This window comes from Streptomyces sp. NBC_00400 (assembly GCF_036048035.1).
Classification (GTDB): Bacteria; Actinomycetota; Actinomycetes; order Streptomycetales; family Streptomycetaceae; genus Streptomyces.
On record NZ_CP107940.1, the window covers coordinates 4103354 to 4120821 of the forward strand.

Here is a 17468-nt window from a genome sequence, read left to right on the forward strand (position 1 = left end):
CTCGGCACAGCACCCTCACGGCGAACACAGGAGAAAGCGATGCTTGATGAACTGGACCGGCTGACCGTCGACTGGTCGGACCTGCACAAGGCGCGGGCCCAGACGAACGAGATCCTCACGGCCCTCGCCGAGGACAAGCAGACCATGACGCATCTGCTGGAGCGCGCCCGTGAGGAGGAGGACCTTTTCGACAAGTGCGAACACCACAAGCTGCTGGACAAGCTGGTGGTCTACGACGCACTGGACCGTGGGTTCCGTATCCGGGTGCATGTCTCGACGGAGGATCACCGGGACCGTCCGCACGACCACCGTTTCACCTTCACCTCCCTCATCCTGCGTGGTCACTACCGTCACGTGCGCCATCAGTTGGTGGGGCGTCCGGAGGGGGTCCCGGAGGACGCCCAGGACGACTTCGACGCCCAGGACTCCGATCTGCGGGTGATCCCCCGGTTTGTGACCAATGAGGTCGCCGGCAACTGCTACACGCTGCATCACTCGGAGATCCACACCACCTACACCACCCCCAACACCGTCTCCCTCTTCCTGCGCGGTCCCGCGGAGAAGGAGCGCTCGCTGATCACCGAGCGGGAGACCGGCCGGGTGTGGTGGCGGTTCGGTGAGGACAAGGAGAAGGCGGCCCGTAAGGGCAGCAAGCGCATCAGCAAGGCGTATTTCGACGAACTCACCGCGCGGTTGCGGGGAATGGAGGTCCTGTGATGACCAGCGCGACGGCCGACCGCACCCAGGCCGCGGTGTCCTTGATGGAGTCCCTGCCGACGGTGCGCTGGGACGACATCGAGTCCGCGGCGGAGGTCACCGAGCGGATCGCCCGCCGCCTCGGTGACGACCCCGAGCTGCTGGGCACCCTCGTCGAGCGGGTCCGGCGCACTCCGGAGCTGCGGGAGAAGTGTGAGTGCCACGCCCTGGACGACAAGATCGTGCTGTGGGACGACCAGGAGAAGGGCCTGCGGATCAGGCTGCGGCTGGCCAACACCGACCAGTACGAGCGGGTGCACAATCACCGCTACAGCTTCACCGCCTACATCCTGCGCGGCGCCTACCGGCACACCCTCTACGCCACCGACCAGCCGCTGGACGAGAGGGCCGACGTCAACCGTTTCTGGCCGTACTTCGTGCGGGAGGAGGCCGAGGGCCGCTGCATCACGCTCGATCATGAGCAGCTGCACACCACCATCACCGAGCCCGAGACGATCTCGCTGATGATCCAGAGCCCCGCGCGCAAGGACCGGGCCTTCATGATCCGCCGGTCGGACGGTCAGGTGTGGTACCGGCTGGGGGCGGCCGAGGAGAGTGCGGAGCGGCGCCGCGAGGTCCGCATGTCGGATGAGCGGTTCGAGCACTGGGCCGGGCGCCTGCGGGCGATGGGCGTCCTGTGACCGTCCAGGAAGGCGTGCTGCGCTACGGCGACTCGCCGTGGCAGCGGATCGATCTGTACACCCCCGTGCAGGGCCCGGTGCGCAGCGCGGCCGTGATCTTCCACGGCGGGTTCTGGCGGCACGACCGTATCGCCCGCGACCTGGAGCCGCTGGCGGTGGCGCTGGTGCGGCGCGGGTGCGCCACCGCTGCGGTGGAGTACCGCCCGGCCTGGGACGGCGGGCAGTGGCCGGCGGCCGCCGAGGACGCCACCGAGGCGCTGGAGCGGCTGGACGCCGCCGGTGCGCCCTGGCGGGACGCCACGCTGGTCGGGCACTCCGCCGGGGCGCACCTGGCGCTGTCCGCCGTCGCCGGGCGGGGCACCGGCCGGCGCGCGGTCCTGCTGGCACCCGTCGTCGACCTGGCGCACACCGTCGCGACCGGAACCGGCGGGCCGGCCGTCGGGCACTTCCTCGCCGGACACCTGGCGGCCGGCGGCACCGCCGACGAGGCGACACCCCGGCCCTCGCGGGCCGATCTGGCGTCGCTGACCGTCGTCGAGGCGGCCTGCGACCAGGCGGTGCCCGCCGGGCTGACGGAGTACCAGCTCAAGGGGTGGCGCCACGGCGGGCTGGCCGTGGACCACCACACCGTTCCCGGCGCCCGCCATATGCACCTGGTCAATCCGGAACGGGAGGGCTGCGCGGCGGTGCTGGCGCTGCTGGCCGGTGACCCGGCGGCCGCCGAGGGGAGCGCGTCATGACCGAGGCGGCGCGCCGGGCACGGGTGCTCGGCCCGTCCGGGCCCGGGCGCCCGCTGCGGATCGGCGTGCTGGCCTCGGCGACCGGCGGGAACCTGCGCACGCTGCTGTCCTTGCAGCACACCGCGCCGGACCGTTTCCAGGTCTGCCTGGTCGCCTCCCACGGAGCGCGGGTCGCGGCGCTGGACGTGGCGCGCGAGGCCGGCGTGGAGGCGTGGACCGGCGACTTCGATGCGCACTGCGGCTCGGCGTCGCAGGCGGCCGCCGACGGCCCGGACGCCTTACGCCGCTACCGCGAGCGGGCCCGTTCCTGGCACGACGGGCTGCACTCCCGTATGGCGTCCTGGGAAGCGGACAACGGCCCGTTGGACCTGGTGGTCCTGGCCTACCACCGCTGGATCGAGGGGGCGCTGCTGGACCGCTACGCCCACCGGATGATCAACCAGCATCCGGGCGACCTGAGCGTGCTGACGGACGGCGGCAGCCGGGCGCTGACCGGCAAGGACCCGGTCCGGCTCGCCATGAGCCGGGGACACCGCGCGACCCGGACGTCCTGCTTCCTCGTCGACGGGACCCACGACGGCGGCGCCGTGCTGTGCATGGGACCCCCGGTGCCGGCCGGCGGCCGCCGCCCCACCGCCGAGGGCGCCTGGCAGCAGGAACTGCTCCAGAAGGAACGGAGCGACCGCCCCTGCCTGGAGTGGACGGTGCGCGCCTTCGCCGACGGGCGCCTGGCCGTGGACGACGCATGCCACGCCGACGGCAGCCGGGTGGTGCTGGTCGACGGGGAGGTCACCCCGCTCGGAGGAAAGAGACTCGATGACACAGACGACTGACGCGGTATGCCGCTCGGCGGTCGCGGCCGGCGCGCTCGGCGCACTGACGGCCGACCCCGACAAGCGCGAGCTGTACCGCTACGACACCTACGCCCGCGAGGGACTGGACTCCTTCGCCGCCATGGGGGCGCTGGAACGCACCCGGGGCGTGACGTTCGTGGCGCTCAAGCCCGACGCGGTCGCCGGGCGGCGCTGCCGGCAGCTCCTGGACGTGCTCCACGAGGAGGGCTGGTTCCCGCTGGCGGCGACCACGGTGCGCTTTGCGCCGCTGCTGACCCGGGAGCTGTGGCGCTACCAGTTCAACGCCGCCTCGCGGCAGCGCATCGCGGTCGTCGACCACCTGCTCGGCTCGGGCCCCTCGCTCCTGGTGCTGCTGGGCGACGCCCGGCGCCCCGCGTGGATGCCCGCCAGCGTCCGGCTGACGGCCGCCAAGGGCAGCGCGGACCCCGAGGCCGCGCACGGCCGGGATCTGCGGACCCGGATCGGCCGGGTGAACGGCCTGTTCAACTTCATGCACACCGCGGACGACCCGGCCGACGTCGTCCGCGAGCTGCAGCTGTTCTCCTACCAGACCGGCTGGCAGTGGTGCCGCGAGGCGCTGACCTCGCAGGGCCCCGCGCAGCCGCCCGCGCCCGGCAGCGGCCCCGCGCACGACCTGCTGCCCCAGCTGGAGGCCGCCATCCCCCGGCACGACCTGGACCTGGCCCGGTCCCTGCGCCGCCTGGAGCGCGGCACCGGCGCCTGGGCCCAACTGGCCACCACCGCCGCCGCACCCGAGCACATCGGCACCTGGCTGGCGGAACTGGCCCGTACCCCGCTCCCGCACGGCAGCGCCCGCTGGGACGTGCTGTCGGTGCTCACCGGCTGGATCGACTGCAACGAACCGGGTGTGACACCCCTGCTGCCCACGTCGTCGGCCGCCGCCTGGGAGCCCGCCGCACCCGATGAGAACCCGACCGAGAAGGAGGCCGAACGGTGCCTGTCCTGAACACCGGCGCGCAGCGCACGCAAATACCGCCCTTCGCGGGCGCGGGCAACCTGATCTACCGCTCCGCGCAGGTCCCCCGCTTCGTCGGCGGCCAGGGCTGTTTCCTCCGAGCGGCCGACGGGCGACGGTATCTGGACGCCGAGGCCGCCAACGGAACCCTCTCCTGGGGATACGACAGCGAGCTGCTGCGCGAGGCGCTGAACCGCTGCATGGAGCTGCCGGCCCTCCCGTCGTTCTGCGAGTCGGAGCTGCGCCTGGCCGTCCTGGAGCGCATCGAGCGGCTGTGCTCCGAGGCCGTGGGGGTGCCCGGCCGGGTCGAGCTGGACCTGGGCGGCGCACAGGGCATGGAGACCGCGCTGCGCATCGCCTTCAGCAACAACGGGCCCGGCACGGTCGTGGTCTTCGAGGGCGCCTTCCACGGCCGCTCCGGGGTGACCAGCATGCTCAGCAGCAGCCCGCGCTACCGCGAACTGCTGGCCGCCTGGGGCCTGGAGGTCGTACGGCTGCCCAGCCCCGACTGCCTGCGCTGCCCGCACGCCCGGCCCGCCGGCGGCTGCTCCGGCGGGTGCACGCAGGCCGTCGCCCGCTGGGGCTCGGAGCTGAGCGGGGTCGGCGGCCGCCACCACGGCCGCAAGGTCTCCGCCTTCGTCTTCGAATCCGTGCAGAACGTGGGCGGCATGGTGACGCCCGACTCCGCCCTGCTGCGCGCGGCCGTCGACCACGCCCGTGCCCAGGGCGCCGTGGTCATCGCCGACGAGATCTTCACGGGCATGCACCGGGTGGGCCCCCGCTGGGGATTCCAGCGCGCGGGCGTCAGGCCGGACGTCATCGTGACGAGCAAGGCGCTCACCAACGGCGCGGCCGCGCTGAGCGCCGTGTGGGCCCGCGAACCGCTGGCCGACCCCGAGCACTACCCGCCGGGCAGCCACTCCTCCACCTTCGTCGGGATCCCGCACGCGCTCGCCGTGACGGAGACCGTGCTGGACCGCTGGGAGGCGTGGAAGGACGTGGACAAGGACGTCCTCGCCCTGGAGGACGGTCTGCGCACCCGGCTGCGGCAGCTCGCGGACCGGCACCCCCGGCTCATCAGCCGGACCGATGCCATGGGAGCCACCGCGCGGATCGTGATGAGCGGACACCACGCCGCCCGTATCCGGGAGTTGGGCGCTCACGTCCACCCCGACTGCGGCCTGCTCGTGGCCTCGACCGGGATGGCACCGGACGTCCTCAACATCCACCCGCCGCTGGTGACCGGCGAGGCCGAGCTCGACCTGCTCGCCGAAATCCTCGACCTGGCCTTCGGCGCGCTGGACCGGGAGACCGCGGACGGCCCGGGGAACGGCACGCCATGACCGACGACTTCGACCCCCTGATCTGTATGTGCGCCCATGTCAGGGAGAGCGAGATCCTCGCCGCGGCCGGCCGCGGCTGCCGCGACCTGGCGGCCGTGCGCGAGGAGACCTCGGCCAACACCGGCTGCGGCGACTGCGCCGAGGACGTCGAGGAACTTCTGGCGTACGCCGCGCCGTGACCCGCACCCCGACGGCACGCGGTCGGCATGCATGTGTACCCGTCCGCGAAGGAATCCTCTTCAGCAGTGGAGACCCCGACGTTCCCCCTCAGGAGGCAGAAGGAATGAGAGCGAACGAGGCCGGCGAACCGCGCCGCACGGCCCCCGCTACCCAAGCGGGTATCCGATGACGGCGCAGCACGAGGACGCCGGGACGGACGCGGCAGCCCCGTCCGCGCCCACCGGCGCGCCCGCCTCCACCGGCGCGCCCGCCTCCCGCCGCAGGGGCCTGTCCGTCTTCTGGCGCTACTGGACCGCGTCCACGGTCAGCCAGGCCGGTGACGCGGTCACCACCGTCGCCCTGCCGCTGCTGGCCGTGGGGGCGCTGCAGGCCTCGGCGTTCGAGGTGAGCCTGCTGCCGGCCGCCCAGTACGCCGCCTGGATCGCGATCGGCCTGCCGGCCGGCGTCATCGTGCAGCGCCTCCCGCTGCGCGGCACCCAGGTGGTGATGGACCTCCTCAGGGCGGCCGCCATCGTCTCGGTGCCGGTGGCCTACGCGCTGGGCGTCCTGCACCTGGCACAGCTCGTCGTCGTCGCGCTGGTCATCGGCCTGGCGACGGTGGTCTTCGACGTCGGCAACTCGACGTTCCTCCCCACGATCGTCAGCAAGGACGAGCTGACCGCGCGCAACAGCCTCTCCTCCGCCTCCACTTCGGCGACCCAGCTCGGCGGTCCCTCGCTCGGCGGCGTGCTCGTGCAGTTCTGCGGCGCGGCCCTGAGCCTCGTCGTCGACGCCGTCAGCTACCTGGTCTCGGCCCTGCTCCTGTGGAGCCTGCCCAGGGCCGCCCCTCCGGCGGCGCCGGCGGAGCGCGAGTCGACCGTGGCGCTGATCAAGGAGGGCTGGCGTTTCGTGGCCCACCACACGGTGATCCGTCCCTGTGCGGCGGCCGCGACCCTGACCAATTTCATCCTCGGCGGCCTCATGGCGCTGACGCCCGTCTTCCTTGTGCGGACGCTGCACGCCCCCGCGAGCCTCGTCGGCCTCCTGATCGCCGCCGAGGGCCTGGGCAGCCTGATCGGGGCGACGCTCACCACCCGCCTCGTGAACCGGCTGGGCAGCGCCCGCACCCTGGTGTACGGCACGTTCGCCGGGGCGGCGTGCGCCCTCCTGATGCCGCTGGCGCAGGCGGGCCGGGGACTGCTCCTCTTCGCCCTGGGCAGTATGGGATTCGGGGCCGCGGCGGTGGTGATGAGCATCCTCACCCGTACCCACCGGCAGACCGTGACCCCCATCGAACTGCTGCCCCGTGTCATGGCCACCGTGCGCTTCATCTCCTGGGGAGCCATCCCCGTCGGCGCGCTGGTGGCCGGTGCCGCGGCCACGGCACTGGGCAACCGGGGCGCCGTCTGGGTGATGTGCGCGCTGGCCTTCCTGGCGCCGCTGGCCTTGTGGAGCAGCCCCATCCGGCGGATGCGCGACCTGGCCTGACGGCGTCGGCCGGGGCCGGGCACCCCGTGCACGGTGTACGCCAACGGGCCGTGTCCGCCGCCTCGTACGGGGCGGGACACGGCCCGGTGCGGTGCCCGTGGCCGGTGGTCAGGCCGTGGTGCCGCCGCCGTGTTCGTCGGCCTCGGACTGCTTGGCCTGGATCTCCGGGTCGAGCGAGGCGCCCTCGCTGCCGTCGACCGAGCTCAGCCGCTCGCGGTCGCTGACCTCGGTGGGTGCCGGCGGCTCGACCAGCCAGTCCGGGTTGGCCTGCTTGTCCCACCACTTCCAGGCGGCGACCGCGCCGCCGGCCAGGATGCCCAGCACGGCAAGGCGCTTGGCGAGCTTGCCGCACTTGGCCCGCCGGCTGTGCTTCTTCTGGAGCTTGGCGATCTCGGCGGCCGTGACCTGGCCGCGGAGGGCGGCGAGCGCGGCGGTACCACGGGCGAGGGCTTCGTCGCGTACCGGTTCGGCCGCGGCGCGCGCGTGGGTCACGGCGTTCTCCAGCCGCGGCGCCGTGTAATCGGCCGCCTGGCGGGCCGCCTTGCGGGTCCGGCAGGCCGCCCGGGTCGCCGCCGCGTCCACCTTGGGCGGCAGGGTGCCACGGGCGTGCTCGATACGCGGGTGCAGATGGGTGTCGTACTGCGTACGTGCCTGGTGGGCGGCCTCGGCCACCTTGGGAGCCGCTCGCGTCCGGGCCTCGTGAGCGAAGTGCACGGCGGCGTCCTTGGCCGTACCGGCATAAGGAGCTACCACCTCCGCGGCGTGCCGCACGCTGTCCTTGGCCGTACCGGTCGCGGCGCGCACGCTGTCCTTGCGGGTCACGGGATCCTCCTCCTCGGTGGCGTATCCGGGGCTTGGGGGCTGGTCCCCCGTGTCTGCTGTATCGCCTGTCCACCCGTTTGAAGATCATGCCCGCTCATGCGTCGTACGGCATGTGCGAGCGGGCATCCGGGTCATTGCAGACGTTCCGGAGCCTTGTGGACGACAATGCCACGATTTTCCGCTCCGGGCGGTGGAAATCCGTACGAAGAGCGTCAGCGGCGGCGGCCGGACGGTGCGTACGACGCGGCGCGAGGGGCGTGAAGGGGGCGTGGCCGGGCGTGGGCGAAACGCGGCGCGCAGCTGGGCGAGGGGCCGCGGTCGGGCCCTGGGAGGGCCGGTCCGTGCGAGGATCGGGAACCGTCAGCGAAGACTTATGGAAGGTAGATCGTGGCTGAGCAGCTCTACGCCACCCTGAAGACCAACCAGGGCGACATCGAGATTCGGCTCCTGCCGAACCATGCCCCCAAAACGGTCAAGAACTTCGTCGAGCTCGCCAAGGGCGAGCGGGAGTGGACCCACCCGGCGACCGGCAAGAAGTCCACGGACCGGCTGTACGACGGCACCGTCTTCCACCGGGTGATCAGCGGTTTCATGATCCAGGGCGGCGACCCGCTGGGCAACGGCACCGGTGGCCCCGGTTACGAGTTCGGGGACGAGTTCCACCCCGACCTGGCCTTCAACAAGCCGTACCTGCTGGCCATGGCCAACGCCGGTCCCGGCACCAACGGCTCGCAGTTCTTCATCACCGTCGGCGCGACGGCGTGGCTGACCGGCAAGCACACCATCTTCGGTGAGGTCGGCAACGAGGCGAGCAAGAAGGTCGTCGACGCCATCGCCGGCACCCAGACCAACCCGAGCACCGACCGTCCCGTCAAGGACGTCGTCATCGAGTCGGTGGTCGTCGAGACCCGCTGAGCCGCGTCGCGCCCCGGCCGGATCCGGGGAACCATTGCGCCCCGCCCGGTCGTACATCAGGCGGGGCGCGAGGCTCGTCCGGGACGGGCCGGTCAGGGTGACGCGTGGATGCGCCCGGACGGAGAAGAGGACGAGGGACGGATGACCCAGGTGCCAGGCAGCCCGCACACGCCGCAGGACGCGCAGGGCGACGGCGGCCTGCCCGGCTGCTCTCGCCACCCGGACCGCCCGACCGGAGTCCGCTGCACCCGCTGTGAGCAGCCGATATGCCCGGAGTGCATGGTCAGCGCCTCGGTCGGCTTCCAGTGCCCGGCCTGTGTCCGTAGCGGCAGCGGCACCGGCCACCCGCCGGGGGCGACGGCTCCGCGCACCCTCGCGGGCAGCACCCTCGCAGCCGATCCGCGGCTGATCACCAAGATCCTGCTGGGCCTGAACGCCGCGGTCTTCATCGCCGTCTATCTGAGCGGCGGCGAAACGGGCTGGCTGCTCGGCCGTCTCGACCTGGTGGGGCTCGCCGCCGACCCGGGGCAGTTCCGGCTGGTCGGGGTCGCGGAAGGCCAGTGGTACCGCCTGCTGACCGCGATGTTCCTGCACGCGCAGATCGCCCACTTCGCGTTCAACATGCTCTCGCTGTGGTGGCTGGGACCTCCGCTGGAGGCGGCGCTCGGCCGGCTGCGGTTCACCGCGCTCTATCTGCTCGCCGGCCTGGGCGGCAGCGCCCTGTCGTATCTCCTCGCCGCGCAGAACCAGCCCTCGCTGGGTGCGTCCGGCGCGATCTTCGGGCTGCTCGGTGCGACCGCGGTGCTGCTGCGGCGGCTGAATTACGACATGAAGCCGGTGCTGATCCTGCTCGGCCTCAACCTGGTCTTCACGTTCCTGTGGCCGAACATCTCCTGGCAGGCCCATGTCGGCGGCCTGGTGGTGGGCGCCGCGGTGGCGTTCGGGATGGTGCATGCGCCGCGGGACCGCCGGACCCTGGTGCACACCGCGACCTGTGTGGCCGCCCTGCTCGTGATCGTCGCGGTGGTGTGGGTACGGACCCTTCAGCTGCTGGGCTGAGGGGCCCGTACCGTCACGTTGTCCACAGTGCGTGGCCGATCTTGTGCATGCTGTGCGAAACCTCTGTTCCGGCCCGCCTGGCCTGCGTTTCCCCAGTAAGGATGCGGGGAGACGCCGGCCGGGGGAGGGTGCCGCCGATCACACCGGCGTCAACCTCCGGAAGGTTATCCACAGATCTTCTGAAGTTTTCCCCGGCTGTGGATAACCGTGTGGATGGCCTTGGGCAGGGCTTGTGCTACTTCCACTGTGTGGATACGCCGAAGCCCACCGCGATGAAGCCGAAGCCGCACACGATGTTCCAGTTGCCCATGGCGCCGATCGGCAGATCGCCCTCGGACACGTAGAACATCACGATCCACACCAGCCCGATGAGGAACATCGCCAGCATCAGTGGCGCCACCCAACCGCGCCCTGAGTTCATCTTCAGGTTGGTGGTCTTCGCCGGCGGCGGCGAGAAGTCGTCCTTCTTCTTGCGGATCCGTGACTTCGGCACGAGGAACTCTCCTGTCGATGCGCTGCTCCCCCGCTCTCTGCTTGGCGCCGGCGGGCGGTGCCCCCATCCGCGGGGGAGGGTACGAGGGGTGCGCCGGGGCACGGACGCGGTGGGGAGCGGATTCCTTTTCCCGGGCGTCCGTTAGCGTAGTGCTTCCGCGGCGCCGTAAGGAGTAAGGGTACGTTGAGCAATTCCGCTGACTCGCCCCACCGCCCCTCTCTCCCTCGCCTGCGGCCCGTGCGGTTCCTCACCCTCATGGTGTTCGCACTCGCCGGGCTGCTGTTCTGGCTGAGCTTCGACACCGCACGCGGCACCAACCTGCGCTCGGACGACTCGATGCTGCGGCTGTCCGACCTCATCCAGGAGCGCAGCCACAAGAACGGCGCCCAGGACGACCGCAACGCCACCCTGCGTGCGGAGGTCGACGCCCTCGCGCGGCGCGACAACGGCAACTCCAAGGCCGAGGAAGCCAAGGTCAGGGCGCTGGAGAAGAACGCCGGCACCAAGCCGCTGAAGGGCCAGGGCGTGACGGTCACCCTGACCGACGCCCCGCCGAACGCCACCGCCAAGATCCCCGGGGTGCCCCAGCCGCAGCCCAACGACCTGGTCATCCACCAGCAGGACCTGCAGGCCGTGGTGAATGCCCTGTGGCAGGGCGGCGCCAAGGGCATCAGGGTCATGGACCAGCGGCTGATCTCCACCAGCGCGGTGCGCTGCGTCGGCAACACCCTGATCCTCCAGGGCCGGGTCTACTCCCCGCCGTACAAGGTCACCGCCGTCGGCGACCGTGAGGCCCTGACCAACGCGCTGACCGCCTCCCCCGCCATCCAGAACTACCTCCAGTACGTGAACGCCTACGGCCTGGGCTGGAAAGTCGACCAGCACGAAGCGGTGACTCTTCCCGGCTACTCCGGCACAGTGGATCTGCACTACGCACAGCCTGTGAAGCCGTAGCCCGCACGCCGCGGGGCGGCGGGAGGGGCGGGGGCCGGATGACGCTGCGGAGCCGGACGGCGGTGCGGTGGATCGTGCGGACGCTCAGCGAAATCTGCGTCACCGCCGGCGCGCTGATCGTGCTGTTCGTGGTCTATATCCTCTTCTGGACCGGCGTACGGGCCGACAGCGCCATGGACGGCGAGATCGGCAAGCTCCGGCACCAGTGGTCCACGGACCCGGTCACCGGCCCCGGCGGCACACCGGCCCCCGACGGGAAGCCGGCCCCCGGCGGCACGCCCGCCCCCGACGCGGGGGCCCGCCGCTACGCACCGGGCGCTTCCTTCGCCGTGATGTACATCCCGCGCCTGGGCGCCGACTGGGCCAAGCCCGTGCTCGAAGGCACCGCGACCGACGTCCTCCAGCGCGGCCTGGGCCATTACGACCGCACCGCGCACCTCGGGCAGACCGGCAACTTCGCCGTCGCCGGCCACCGCCGCACGTACGGCGACCCCTTCAAGGACTTCCCACGGCTGCGCCCCGGCGACGCCGTGGTGCTGACCGACGGCGCGACCTGGTACACCTACCGCATCGACCGCCGGCCCTATACGACGCTGCCCGGCGACATCGGGGTGATCGACCCCGTACCGCCGAAGTCCGGATTCCACGGCCCCGGCCGCTATCTCACGCTCACGACCTGCGAGCCGGAATGGGGCCACAGCCACCGGCTGATCGCCTGGGGACACCTCGATTCCACCCAACCCGTGGCACAGGGAAGGCCATCGGCTTTGACCGGCTGACCCACCTGTGCCCGCCCTCGCCCCTTACTCTGGTGTCGCAATCGTCATCGGCATCGGCATCGGCAAGGGGACAGCGACAGCATGTACGGCTGGATCTGGCGGCATCTGCCGGGCAACACCTGGGTGAAGGCACTGATTTCCCTGGTGCTCGCGCTGGCGGTCGTTTTCGTACTCTTCCAGTACGTCTTTCCGTGGGCGGAGCCGCTGCTCCCCTTCAATGACGTCACTGTCGACCAAGGGATGGCAGCCGTCCGATGACCGCACGGATTCTCGTCGTCGACAACTACGACAGCTTCGTCTTCAACCTCGTCCAGTACCTCTACCAACTGGGTGCCGAATGCGAGGTGCTGCGCAACGACGAGGTCGAGCCGCGGCATGCGCGGGACGGCTTCGACGGCGTGCTGCTGTCCCCCGGTCCCGGTACCCCCGAGCAGGCCGGCGTCTGCGTCGACATGGTCAAGCACTGCGCGGACACCGGCGTCCCGGTCTTCGGTGTGTGCCTGGGCATGCAGTCGATGGCGGTCGCATACGGCGGCGTGGTGGACCGGGCGCCCGAGCTGCTGCACGGCAAGACCTCGCCCGTCCTCCATGAGGGCGCCGGGGTCTTCGCCGGCCTGCCCTCCCCGTTCACCGCCACCCGCTACCACTCCCTCGCCGTCGAGCCCGATACCGTCCCCGATGAACTGCTCGTCACCTCCTGGACGGAGGCCGAGGAGGTCCCCGGCGGGCGGATCGTGATGGGGCTGCGGCACCGCGAACTCCCGGTCGAGGGTGTGCAGTTCCACCCCGAGTCGGTGCTGACGGAGTGGGGGCACCGGATGCTGGCCAACTGGCTCGTCGAATGCGGCGACGAGGGAGCGGTGGAGCGCTCCACGGGGCTGGCCCCGGTGGTCGGCAAGGCCGGCGCGTGACCGACCTGCGCCCCGGGCGTGAAGGGAGATCCTACGAGCCGGACGGTTCGCAGCGGTCGTACGGGCCGCAGCAGTCGTACGGGCCGGAGGAACCGCAGGGATCACAGGATCCGTACGGGTACCCCGATGCGTTCGAGGCGGCGGTGGAGCAGCTCGACGACCCGCTGAACGATCCGCTGCCGGGCCAGGCGGCCCCACCGGGACCCGCGCCCGCTCCGTACGGGCAGCCGGGCCGGGGGCGACGGCGGGGCAAGGCGGCTCAGGAGGGCGGGAGCCAGGGCTCACCGTGGTTCCGCCCGCATCTGGAGCCGGAGAGGCCGTCCCGGCCGGACGGGCAGGCCCACGGCGCCGAGACGGCCCCCTACGGCCAGGGATCCGGCCCCGGCTACTCCCCCCGCCCCGCGGCGACCGACTCGATATCCCGGCCGTATGCCACACCGGAGACACCGGCACCGCCCGCTCCCGCGCCCGCCGTGCACCCCGATCCTGCCGTCGGCTCCACGCCTGCCGCGCGCCCTGCTCCGGCCGCCGCCACACCATGGCAGGGCGACAACGAGACCATGGCGCTGCGTCAGGCGGAGCAGCCCGACGATGAGGCCGTTTCACGTGAAACGGACACCTCGGTTTCACGTGAAACCGAGACATCGGCATCCACCGCGGCATCCACTTCGGCTTCCGGCGGCCGGGCGGCCCGGCGGAAGGCCGCTCAGGAGGCCGCCAAGCGCGGAGGGCGGCGCGGGCGCCACAGCGGCGCGGCCGCCGCCACAGCAGCGGCTGCGACCGCCTCTGAAGCGACGCCCGCCCCCATGTCCCGGCTGGAGGCCCGGCAGGCCGCGCGCGCCGCCAAGGACAGCCCCAGCCTGATCGCCAGCCGCGCGCTGGGCGAAGTGTTCATCACCCTCGGCGTGCTGATGCTGCTGTTCGTCACCTATCAGCTCTGGTGGACGAATGTGAGGGCCGAAGAGGAGGCGGGCGGCGCTGCCACCAATCTGCAGCACGAGTGGGACAAGGGCGGCGGCGAGAAGAAGAATCTCGTGGACGGTGAGCGCTTCGGGATCATGTACATCCCGAAGCTGGATGTGAAGGCCCCGATAGCCGAGGGCATCGACAAGCACCGTGTGCTGGACCACGGCATGGTCGGTCACTACGACAAGAACAGCGGGATCAAGACGGCGATGCCCTGGGACAAGAAGGGCAACTTCGCAGTGGCGGCGCATCGCAATACGCACGGCGAGCCGTTCCGCTACGTCAACAAACTGACCAAGGGCGACAAGATCGTCGTCGAGACGAAGAGCTCGTACTACACCTACGAGATGGAGAGCATCCTCCCGCAGACGTCTCCGAGCAACACCAGCGTGATCGGCCCCGTGCCGCCCGGTTCGGGATTCACCGGACCCGGCCGCTACATCACCCTGACGACCTGTACCCCGGAGTTCACCAGTACCTATCGGATGATCGTCTGGGGCAAGATGGTCGACGAGCGGCCGCGGAGCAAGGGCAAACCGGATGCGCTCGCCGGCTGAGTGAACACAAGAGGGGTGCTGCGCGGTGACTGCAACCGGAACCGACGAGGAATGCGACCGGTCCGCGCCGCCGCCGCCCGAGCCGCGCCGGGTGCGCAGGGCCATCGCCGCCGCCATCAGCGTCATCGGTGAGCTGCTGATCACGGCCGGAGTGATCCTGGGCCTGTTCGTCGCCTACTCGCTGTGGTGGACCAACGTCCTGGCCGACCGCGCCGCGCACCAGCAGGGCGACCAGGTCCGCAAGCACTGGGCGAGCAACGGCCCCAAGGGCCCGGGGAAGCTGGACACCAAGGACGGCATCGGCTTTCTGCACGTACCGGCGATGGACAACGGCGAGGTCCTGGTCAAGAAGGGCACCGACTCCGAGATCCTGAACGAGGGCGTGGCCGGTTACTACACCAAGCCGGTCAAGTCGGAGCTGCCGGAGGACAAGAAGGGCAACTTCACCCTCGCCGCGCACCGTGACGGCCACGGCGCGAAGTTCCACAACATCGACAAGCTCAAGGACGGCGACCCGATCGTCTTCGAGACGAAGGACACCTGGTACGTCTACAAGGTGTTCGCGACGCTGCCCGAGACCTCGAAGTACAACGTGGACGTCCTCGACGACATCCCGAAGGAATCCGGCAAGCACAAGGCGGGCCGCTTCATCACCCTCACGACCTGCACCCCGGTCTACACCTCGAACTACCGCTTCATCGTCTGGGGCGAGCTGGAACGCACCGAGAAGGTCGACGCGGACCGCACACCCCCGAAGGAACTCCGCTAGCCGGCCCCGGACCGGACCGGACCGGACCGCGCGCCCAAGAACCTGCCCGACGCCCGCGCGGCACCCTGTGTGCGGTGCGGACAACGAAGAAGCCCCGGCACCCTTCCCAGGGTGCCGGGGCTCCGTGCTTCCTCGTCGCGGGGACCGCTAGTGGTTGCCCCCGAAGGCTCCGCCGAAGATGCCGCCACCGCCGTCATTGCCGCCGTTGCCGTTGCCGCCACCGCCGATGGTGGTCAGCGTCACGGTGGTGGTCTTGGGATCGGACGGCGTGTTGGGCTGCGGGTCCTGGCTGATGACGTGGGCGTTGTCGTCCTGCTGACTGCCGCCGGCGAGCTGGATGTTGGTGAAGCCGGCCTGCTGAAGCGCCTTCTTCGCATCCTTCAGGGACTGGCCGACCACACCCGGAACCGGTGTCTGAGCGCCTGCCTTGCCGACCGTGAGGGTCACGGTGGAGTTCACCTTGGCCTCGGTGTTGCCCGTCGGGCTCTGGTCGAGCACCTTGCCGACCTGGTTGGGGTCGGGGGTTTCCTGCTCGCTCTTGGAGACCTGGAAGCCCAGGTCCTGCAGCTGCTTCTGAGCCGCGGCGAAGTCCTGGCCCTTGACGTCAGGGACCGGCTTCTTCGGGCTCGCCGTGGCGATGGACAGCGTGATCTTCGCGTCCTTGGTCCGCTGCGAGTTCGCCTTCGGGTCCTGCTCCGCGACGGTGCCGGGGTCCCGGTCGGAGATCATGGGCTTGCTCTCGACGTTGGTGAAGCCCTTTTCCTTCAGGTCCGAGCGCGCCTGGTCCTCGGTCAGCCCCGTGACACTGGGCACCGAGACCTTCTCCTGGCCAGTGCACAGCGTGACCTTGATGGGGGAGTTCTTGTCGATCTCCCCGCCGGGCTTCGGGTCCTGCTCGGTGACCTGGCCCTTCTTGACGTTGTCACAGGCCTTGCGGCCCGCCTCGGTGACCTTGAAGCTGCCGTTCCTGCCGAACGACTTGGCGTCCTTGAGGGTCTTGCCGACGAGGTTGGGCACCGGCGTCTTGCCGCCCGCATTGCCGCCGGTGAACATCGCCTTGCCGATGAAGATCGCACCGACCAGGACGAGGACGGCAGCCAGCACCAGGAGGATCGTCGAGGTGTTGCTCTTCTTCTGGCCGCCGCCACGGCGCCGGTCGCCGCGGTCGTCGTAGCCGTAGCCCCCGTCGTCCGGGTTCATCGGCGGCAGCATGGAGGTCTGGCCGGCCGGGTCCTGCGGCCGCAGCATGGTGGTCGGCTGGTCCTGGTCGTAGCCGCCCGCGCCCATGCCGGAGCTCGCCGCCACCGGCTGTCCGTCCAGCGCCGCCTCGATGTCGGCCCGCATCTCGTCGGCCGACTGGTAGCGGTAGTCGGGGTCTTTGACCAGCGCCTTCAGGACGATGGCGTCCATCTCCGGCGTGATCTCGGGGTCGAAGTTGCTGGGCTTCTGGGGCTCCTCGCGGACATGCTGATAGGCCACCGCGACCGGTGAGTCACCGACGAACGGCGGCCGGACGGTCAGCAGCTCGTAGAGCAGACAGCCGGTGGAGTACAGGTCGGAGCGGGCATCGACCTGCTCGCCCTTGGCCTGCTCGGGAGAGAGGTACTGCGCCGTGCCGATGACCGCCGCGGTCTGCGTCATCGTCATACCGGCATCACCCATCGCGCGGGCGATGCCGAAGTCCATGACCTTGACCTGGCCGGTGCGCGTCAGCATGACGTTGGCCGGCTTGATGTCGCGGTGGACGATGCCGGCCCGGTGGGAGTACTCCAGCGCCTGGAGGACACCGGTGGTCATCTCCAGCGACCGCTCGGGCAGCAGCTTTCTTCCGGAGTGCAGAAGCTCACGCAGCGTGGAGCCGTCGACGTACTCCATGACGATGTACGGGATCGAGACACCGTCGACGTAGTCCTCGCCGGTGTCGTAGACCGCGACGATCGACGGATGGTTCAGCGAGGCGGCCGACTGGGCCTCACGGCGGAACCGGGCCTGGAAGGACGGGTCACGGGCGAGGTCCACCCGCAGCGTCTTCACAGCTACGGTGCGGCCCAGGCGGGAGTCATGCGCGAGGTACACCTCGGCCATGCCACCGCGGCCGAGCACCGAGCCCAGCTCGTACCGGCCGCCGAGGCGACGCGGCTCTTCCATAAGCTTCTCCAGCCCTCTCCGTCAGTCCCGACCGCACCGGTGTGTGGTCCGGCGGTGTGCTGTCCGGGCATACCGTACCCGGCACGCCCTACCGGACCGGGCCGGAGCCGCAACCTGATACGTGACCGGTATTGGCAT

Annotated in this window: 19 protein-coding genes; 16 read left to right on the forward strand and 3 right to left on the reverse strand. The window is 70.9% G+C overall.

Going from position 1 to position 17468, the window contains the following annotated elements:
• The first annotated feature begins 39 nt into the window (after nt 1-39).
• The 8 genes from OHS81_RS17815 (at nt 40) to OHS81_RS17850 (ending at nt 6957) form a co-directional block, all read left to right on the forward strand.
• Nucleotides 40-717: a hypothetical protein gene (locus tag OHS81_RS17815; RefSeq protein WP_328385728.1), complete on the forward strand. Its 678-nt coding sequence runs from the start codon at nt 40-42 to the stop codon at nt 715-717.
• A complete protein-coding gene (locus tag OHS81_RS17820) occupies nt 717-1397 on the forward strand; it encodes a hypothetical protein (RefSeq protein WP_328385729.1) in 681 nt (226 codons plus the stop codon). Before OHS81_RS17815 ends, OHS81_RS17820 begins: the two co-directional genes overlap by 1 nt.
• Entirely contained in the window at nt 1394-2137 is a 744-nt protein-coding gene (locus OHS81_RS17825) for an alpha/beta hydrolase (RefSeq protein ID WP_328385730.1), read from the forward strand. The genes OHS81_RS17820 and OHS81_RS17825 overlap by 4 nt, the downstream gene beginning before the upstream one ends.
• Complete coding sequence (locus OHS81_RS17830) at nt 2134-2970, forward strand: hypothetical protein (protein WP_328385731.1); 837 nt, start codon at nt 2134-2136, stop codon at nt 2968-2970. The genes OHS81_RS17825 and OHS81_RS17830 overlap by 4 nt, the downstream gene beginning before the upstream one ends.
• A complete protein-coding gene (locus OHS81_RS17835) occupies nt 2954-3958 on the forward strand; it encodes a hypothetical protein (protein ID WP_328385732.1) in 1005 nt (334 codons plus the stop codon). Before OHS81_RS17830 ends, OHS81_RS17835 begins: the two co-directional genes overlap by 17 nt.
• Nucleotides 3946-5310 carry an aminotransferase class III-fold pyridoxal phosphate-dependent enzyme gene (locus tag OHS81_RS17840; RefSeq protein ID WP_328385733.1) on the forward strand — a complete coding sequence of 455 codons (1365 nt, stop codon included), beginning with the start codon at nt 3946-3948 and terminating at the stop codon, nt 5308-5310. The genes OHS81_RS17835 and OHS81_RS17840 overlap by 13 nt, the downstream gene beginning before the upstream one ends.
• The gene (locus tag OHS81_RS17845; protein WP_328385734.1) at nt 5307-5489 is read left to right on the forward strand and encodes a (2Fe-2S)-binding protein; all 183 of its coding nucleotides are present in this window, start codon (nt 5307-5309) and stop codon (nt 5487-5489) included. The genes OHS81_RS17840 and OHS81_RS17845 overlap by 4 nt, the downstream gene beginning before the upstream one ends.
• Nucleotides 5490-5655: 166 nt before the next feature.
• Nucleotides 5656-6957, forward strand: coding sequence for an MFS transporter (locus OHS81_RS17850; protein WP_328385735.1), 1302 nt, complete (start codon nt 5656-5658; stop codon nt 6955-6957).
• A gap of 108 nt (nt 6958-7065) precedes the next feature.
• Here the strand turns inward: OHS81_RS17850 and OHS81_RS17855 are convergent, their stop codons facing one another.
• Entirely contained in the window at nt 7066-7779 is a 714-nt protein-coding gene (locus OHS81_RS17855; RefSeq protein WP_328385736.1) for a DUF5324 family protein, read from the reverse strand.
• 387 nt (nt 7780-8166) lie between these two features.
• Between OHS81_RS17855 and OHS81_RS17860 the strand changes: the two genes are divergently transcribed.
• A complete protein-coding gene (locus tag OHS81_RS17860) occupies nt 8167-8694 on the forward strand; it encodes a peptidylprolyl isomerase (protein ID WP_328385737.1) in 528 nt (175 codons plus the stop codon).
• A 141-nt stretch (nt 8695-8835) separates the two neighbouring features.
• Complete coding sequence (locus OHS81_RS17865) at nt 8836-9753, forward strand: rhomboid family intramembrane serine protease (RefSeq protein ID WP_328385738.1); 918 nt, start codon at nt 8836-8838, stop codon at nt 9751-9753.
• Between the two features lie 235 nt (nt 9754-9988).
• On the opposite strand, the gene crgA is transcribed toward OHS81_RS17865, so the two are convergent.
• Nucleotides 9989-10246 (reverse strand): cell division protein CrgA, encoded by a 258-nt coding sequence (gene crgA / locus OHS81_RS17870; RefSeq protein WP_328385739.1) that lies wholly within the window; start codon nt 10244-10246, stop codon nt 9989-9991.
• Between the two features lie 183 nt (nt 10247-10429).
• On the opposite strand from crgA, the gene OHS81_RS17875 reads away from it, so the two are divergent.
• From OHS81_RS17875 to OHS81_RS17900, 6 genes are all read left to right on the forward strand, one after another.
• Complete coding sequence (locus OHS81_RS17875; RefSeq protein ID WP_328385740.1) at nt 10430-11200, forward strand: DUF881 domain-containing protein; 771 nt, start codon at nt 10430-10432, stop codon at nt 11198-11200.
• Between the two features lie 38 nt (nt 11201-11238).
• Entirely contained in the window at nt 11239-11979 is a 741-nt protein-coding gene (locus tag OHS81_RS17880; RefSeq protein ID WP_328385741.1) for a class E sortase, read from the forward strand.
• 81 nt (nt 11980-12060) lie between these two features.
• A complete protein-coding gene (locus OHS81_RS17885) occupies nt 12061-12237 on the forward strand; it encodes a hypothetical protein (protein WP_006604449.1) in 177 nt (58 codons plus the stop codon).
• Entirely contained in the window at nt 12234-12890 is a 657-nt protein-coding gene (locus OHS81_RS17890; protein WP_328385742.1) for an aminodeoxychorismate/anthranilate synthase component II, read from the forward strand. Before OHS81_RS17885 ends, OHS81_RS17890 begins: the two co-directional genes overlap by 4 nt.
• Entirely contained in the window at nt 12887-14413 is a 1527-nt protein-coding gene (locus tag OHS81_RS17895) for a class E sortase (protein ID WP_328385743.1), read from the forward strand. The genes OHS81_RS17890 and OHS81_RS17895 overlap by 4 nt, the downstream gene beginning before the upstream one ends.
• Nucleotides 14414-14438: 25 nt before the next feature.
• Nucleotides 14439-15182 carry a class E sortase gene (locus OHS81_RS17900; RefSeq protein ID WP_328385744.1) on the forward strand — a complete coding sequence of 248 codons (744 nt, stop codon included), beginning with the start codon at nt 14439-14441 and terminating at the stop codon, nt 15180-15182.
• Between the two features lie 147 nt (nt 15183-15329).
• Here the strand turns inward: OHS81_RS17900 and pknB are convergent, their stop codons facing one another.
• Entirely contained in the window at nt 15330-17330 is a 2001-nt protein-coding gene (gene pknB / locus OHS81_RS17905) for a Stk1 family PASTA domain-containing Ser/Thr kinase (protein WP_328385745.1), read from the reverse strand.
• Between the last annotated feature and the right edge of the window lie 138 nt (nt 17331-17468).

Excerpts from the sequence above, each read along its gene's own strand:
- OHS81_RS17815 (WP_328385728.1), top strand. The coding sequence starts at position 40 with ATGCTTGATGAACTGGACCGGCTGACCGTCGACTGGTCGGACCTGCAC.
- OHS81_RS17820 (WP_328385729.1), top strand. The coding sequence starts at position 717 with ATGACCAGCGCGACGGCCGACCGCACCCAGGCCGCGGTGTCCTTGATG.
- OHS81_RS17830 (WP_328385731.1), top strand. The coding sequence starts at position 2,134 with ATGACCGAGGCGGCGCGCCGGGCACGGGTGCTCGGCCCGTCCGGGCCC.
- OHS81_RS17835 (WP_328385732.1), top strand. The coding sequence starts at position 2,954 with ATGACACAGACGACTGACGCGGTATGCCGCTCGGCGGTCGCGGCCGGC.
- OHS81_RS17845 (WP_328385734.1), top strand. The coding sequence starts at position 5,307 with ATGACCGACGACTTCGACCCCCTGATCTGTATGTGCGCCCATGTCAGG.
- OHS81_RS17850 (WP_328385735.1), top strand. The coding sequence starts at position 5,656 with ATGACGGCGCAGCACGAGGACGCCGGGACGGACGCGGCAGCCCCGTCC.
- OHS81_RS17865 (WP_328385738.1), top strand. The coding sequence starts at position 8,836 with ATGACCCAGGTGCCAGGCAGCCCGCACACGCCGCAGGACGCGCAGGGC.
- OHS81_RS17880 (WP_328385741.1), top strand. The coding sequence starts at position 11,239 with ATGACGCTGCGGAGCCGGACGGCGGTGCGGTGGATCGTGCGGACGCTC.
- OHS81_RS17885 (WP_006604449.1), top strand. The coding sequence starts at position 12,061 with ATGTACGGCTGGATCTGGCGGCATCTGCCGGGCAACACCTGGGTGAAG.
- OHS81_RS17890 (WP_328385742.1), top strand. The coding sequence starts at position 12,234 with ATGACCGCACGGATTCTCGTCGTCGACAACTACGACAGCTTCGTCTTC.
- pknB (WP_328385745.1), bottom strand. The coding sequence starts at position 17,330 with ATGGAAGAGCCGCGTCGCCTCGGCGGCCGGTACGAGCTGGGCTCGGTG.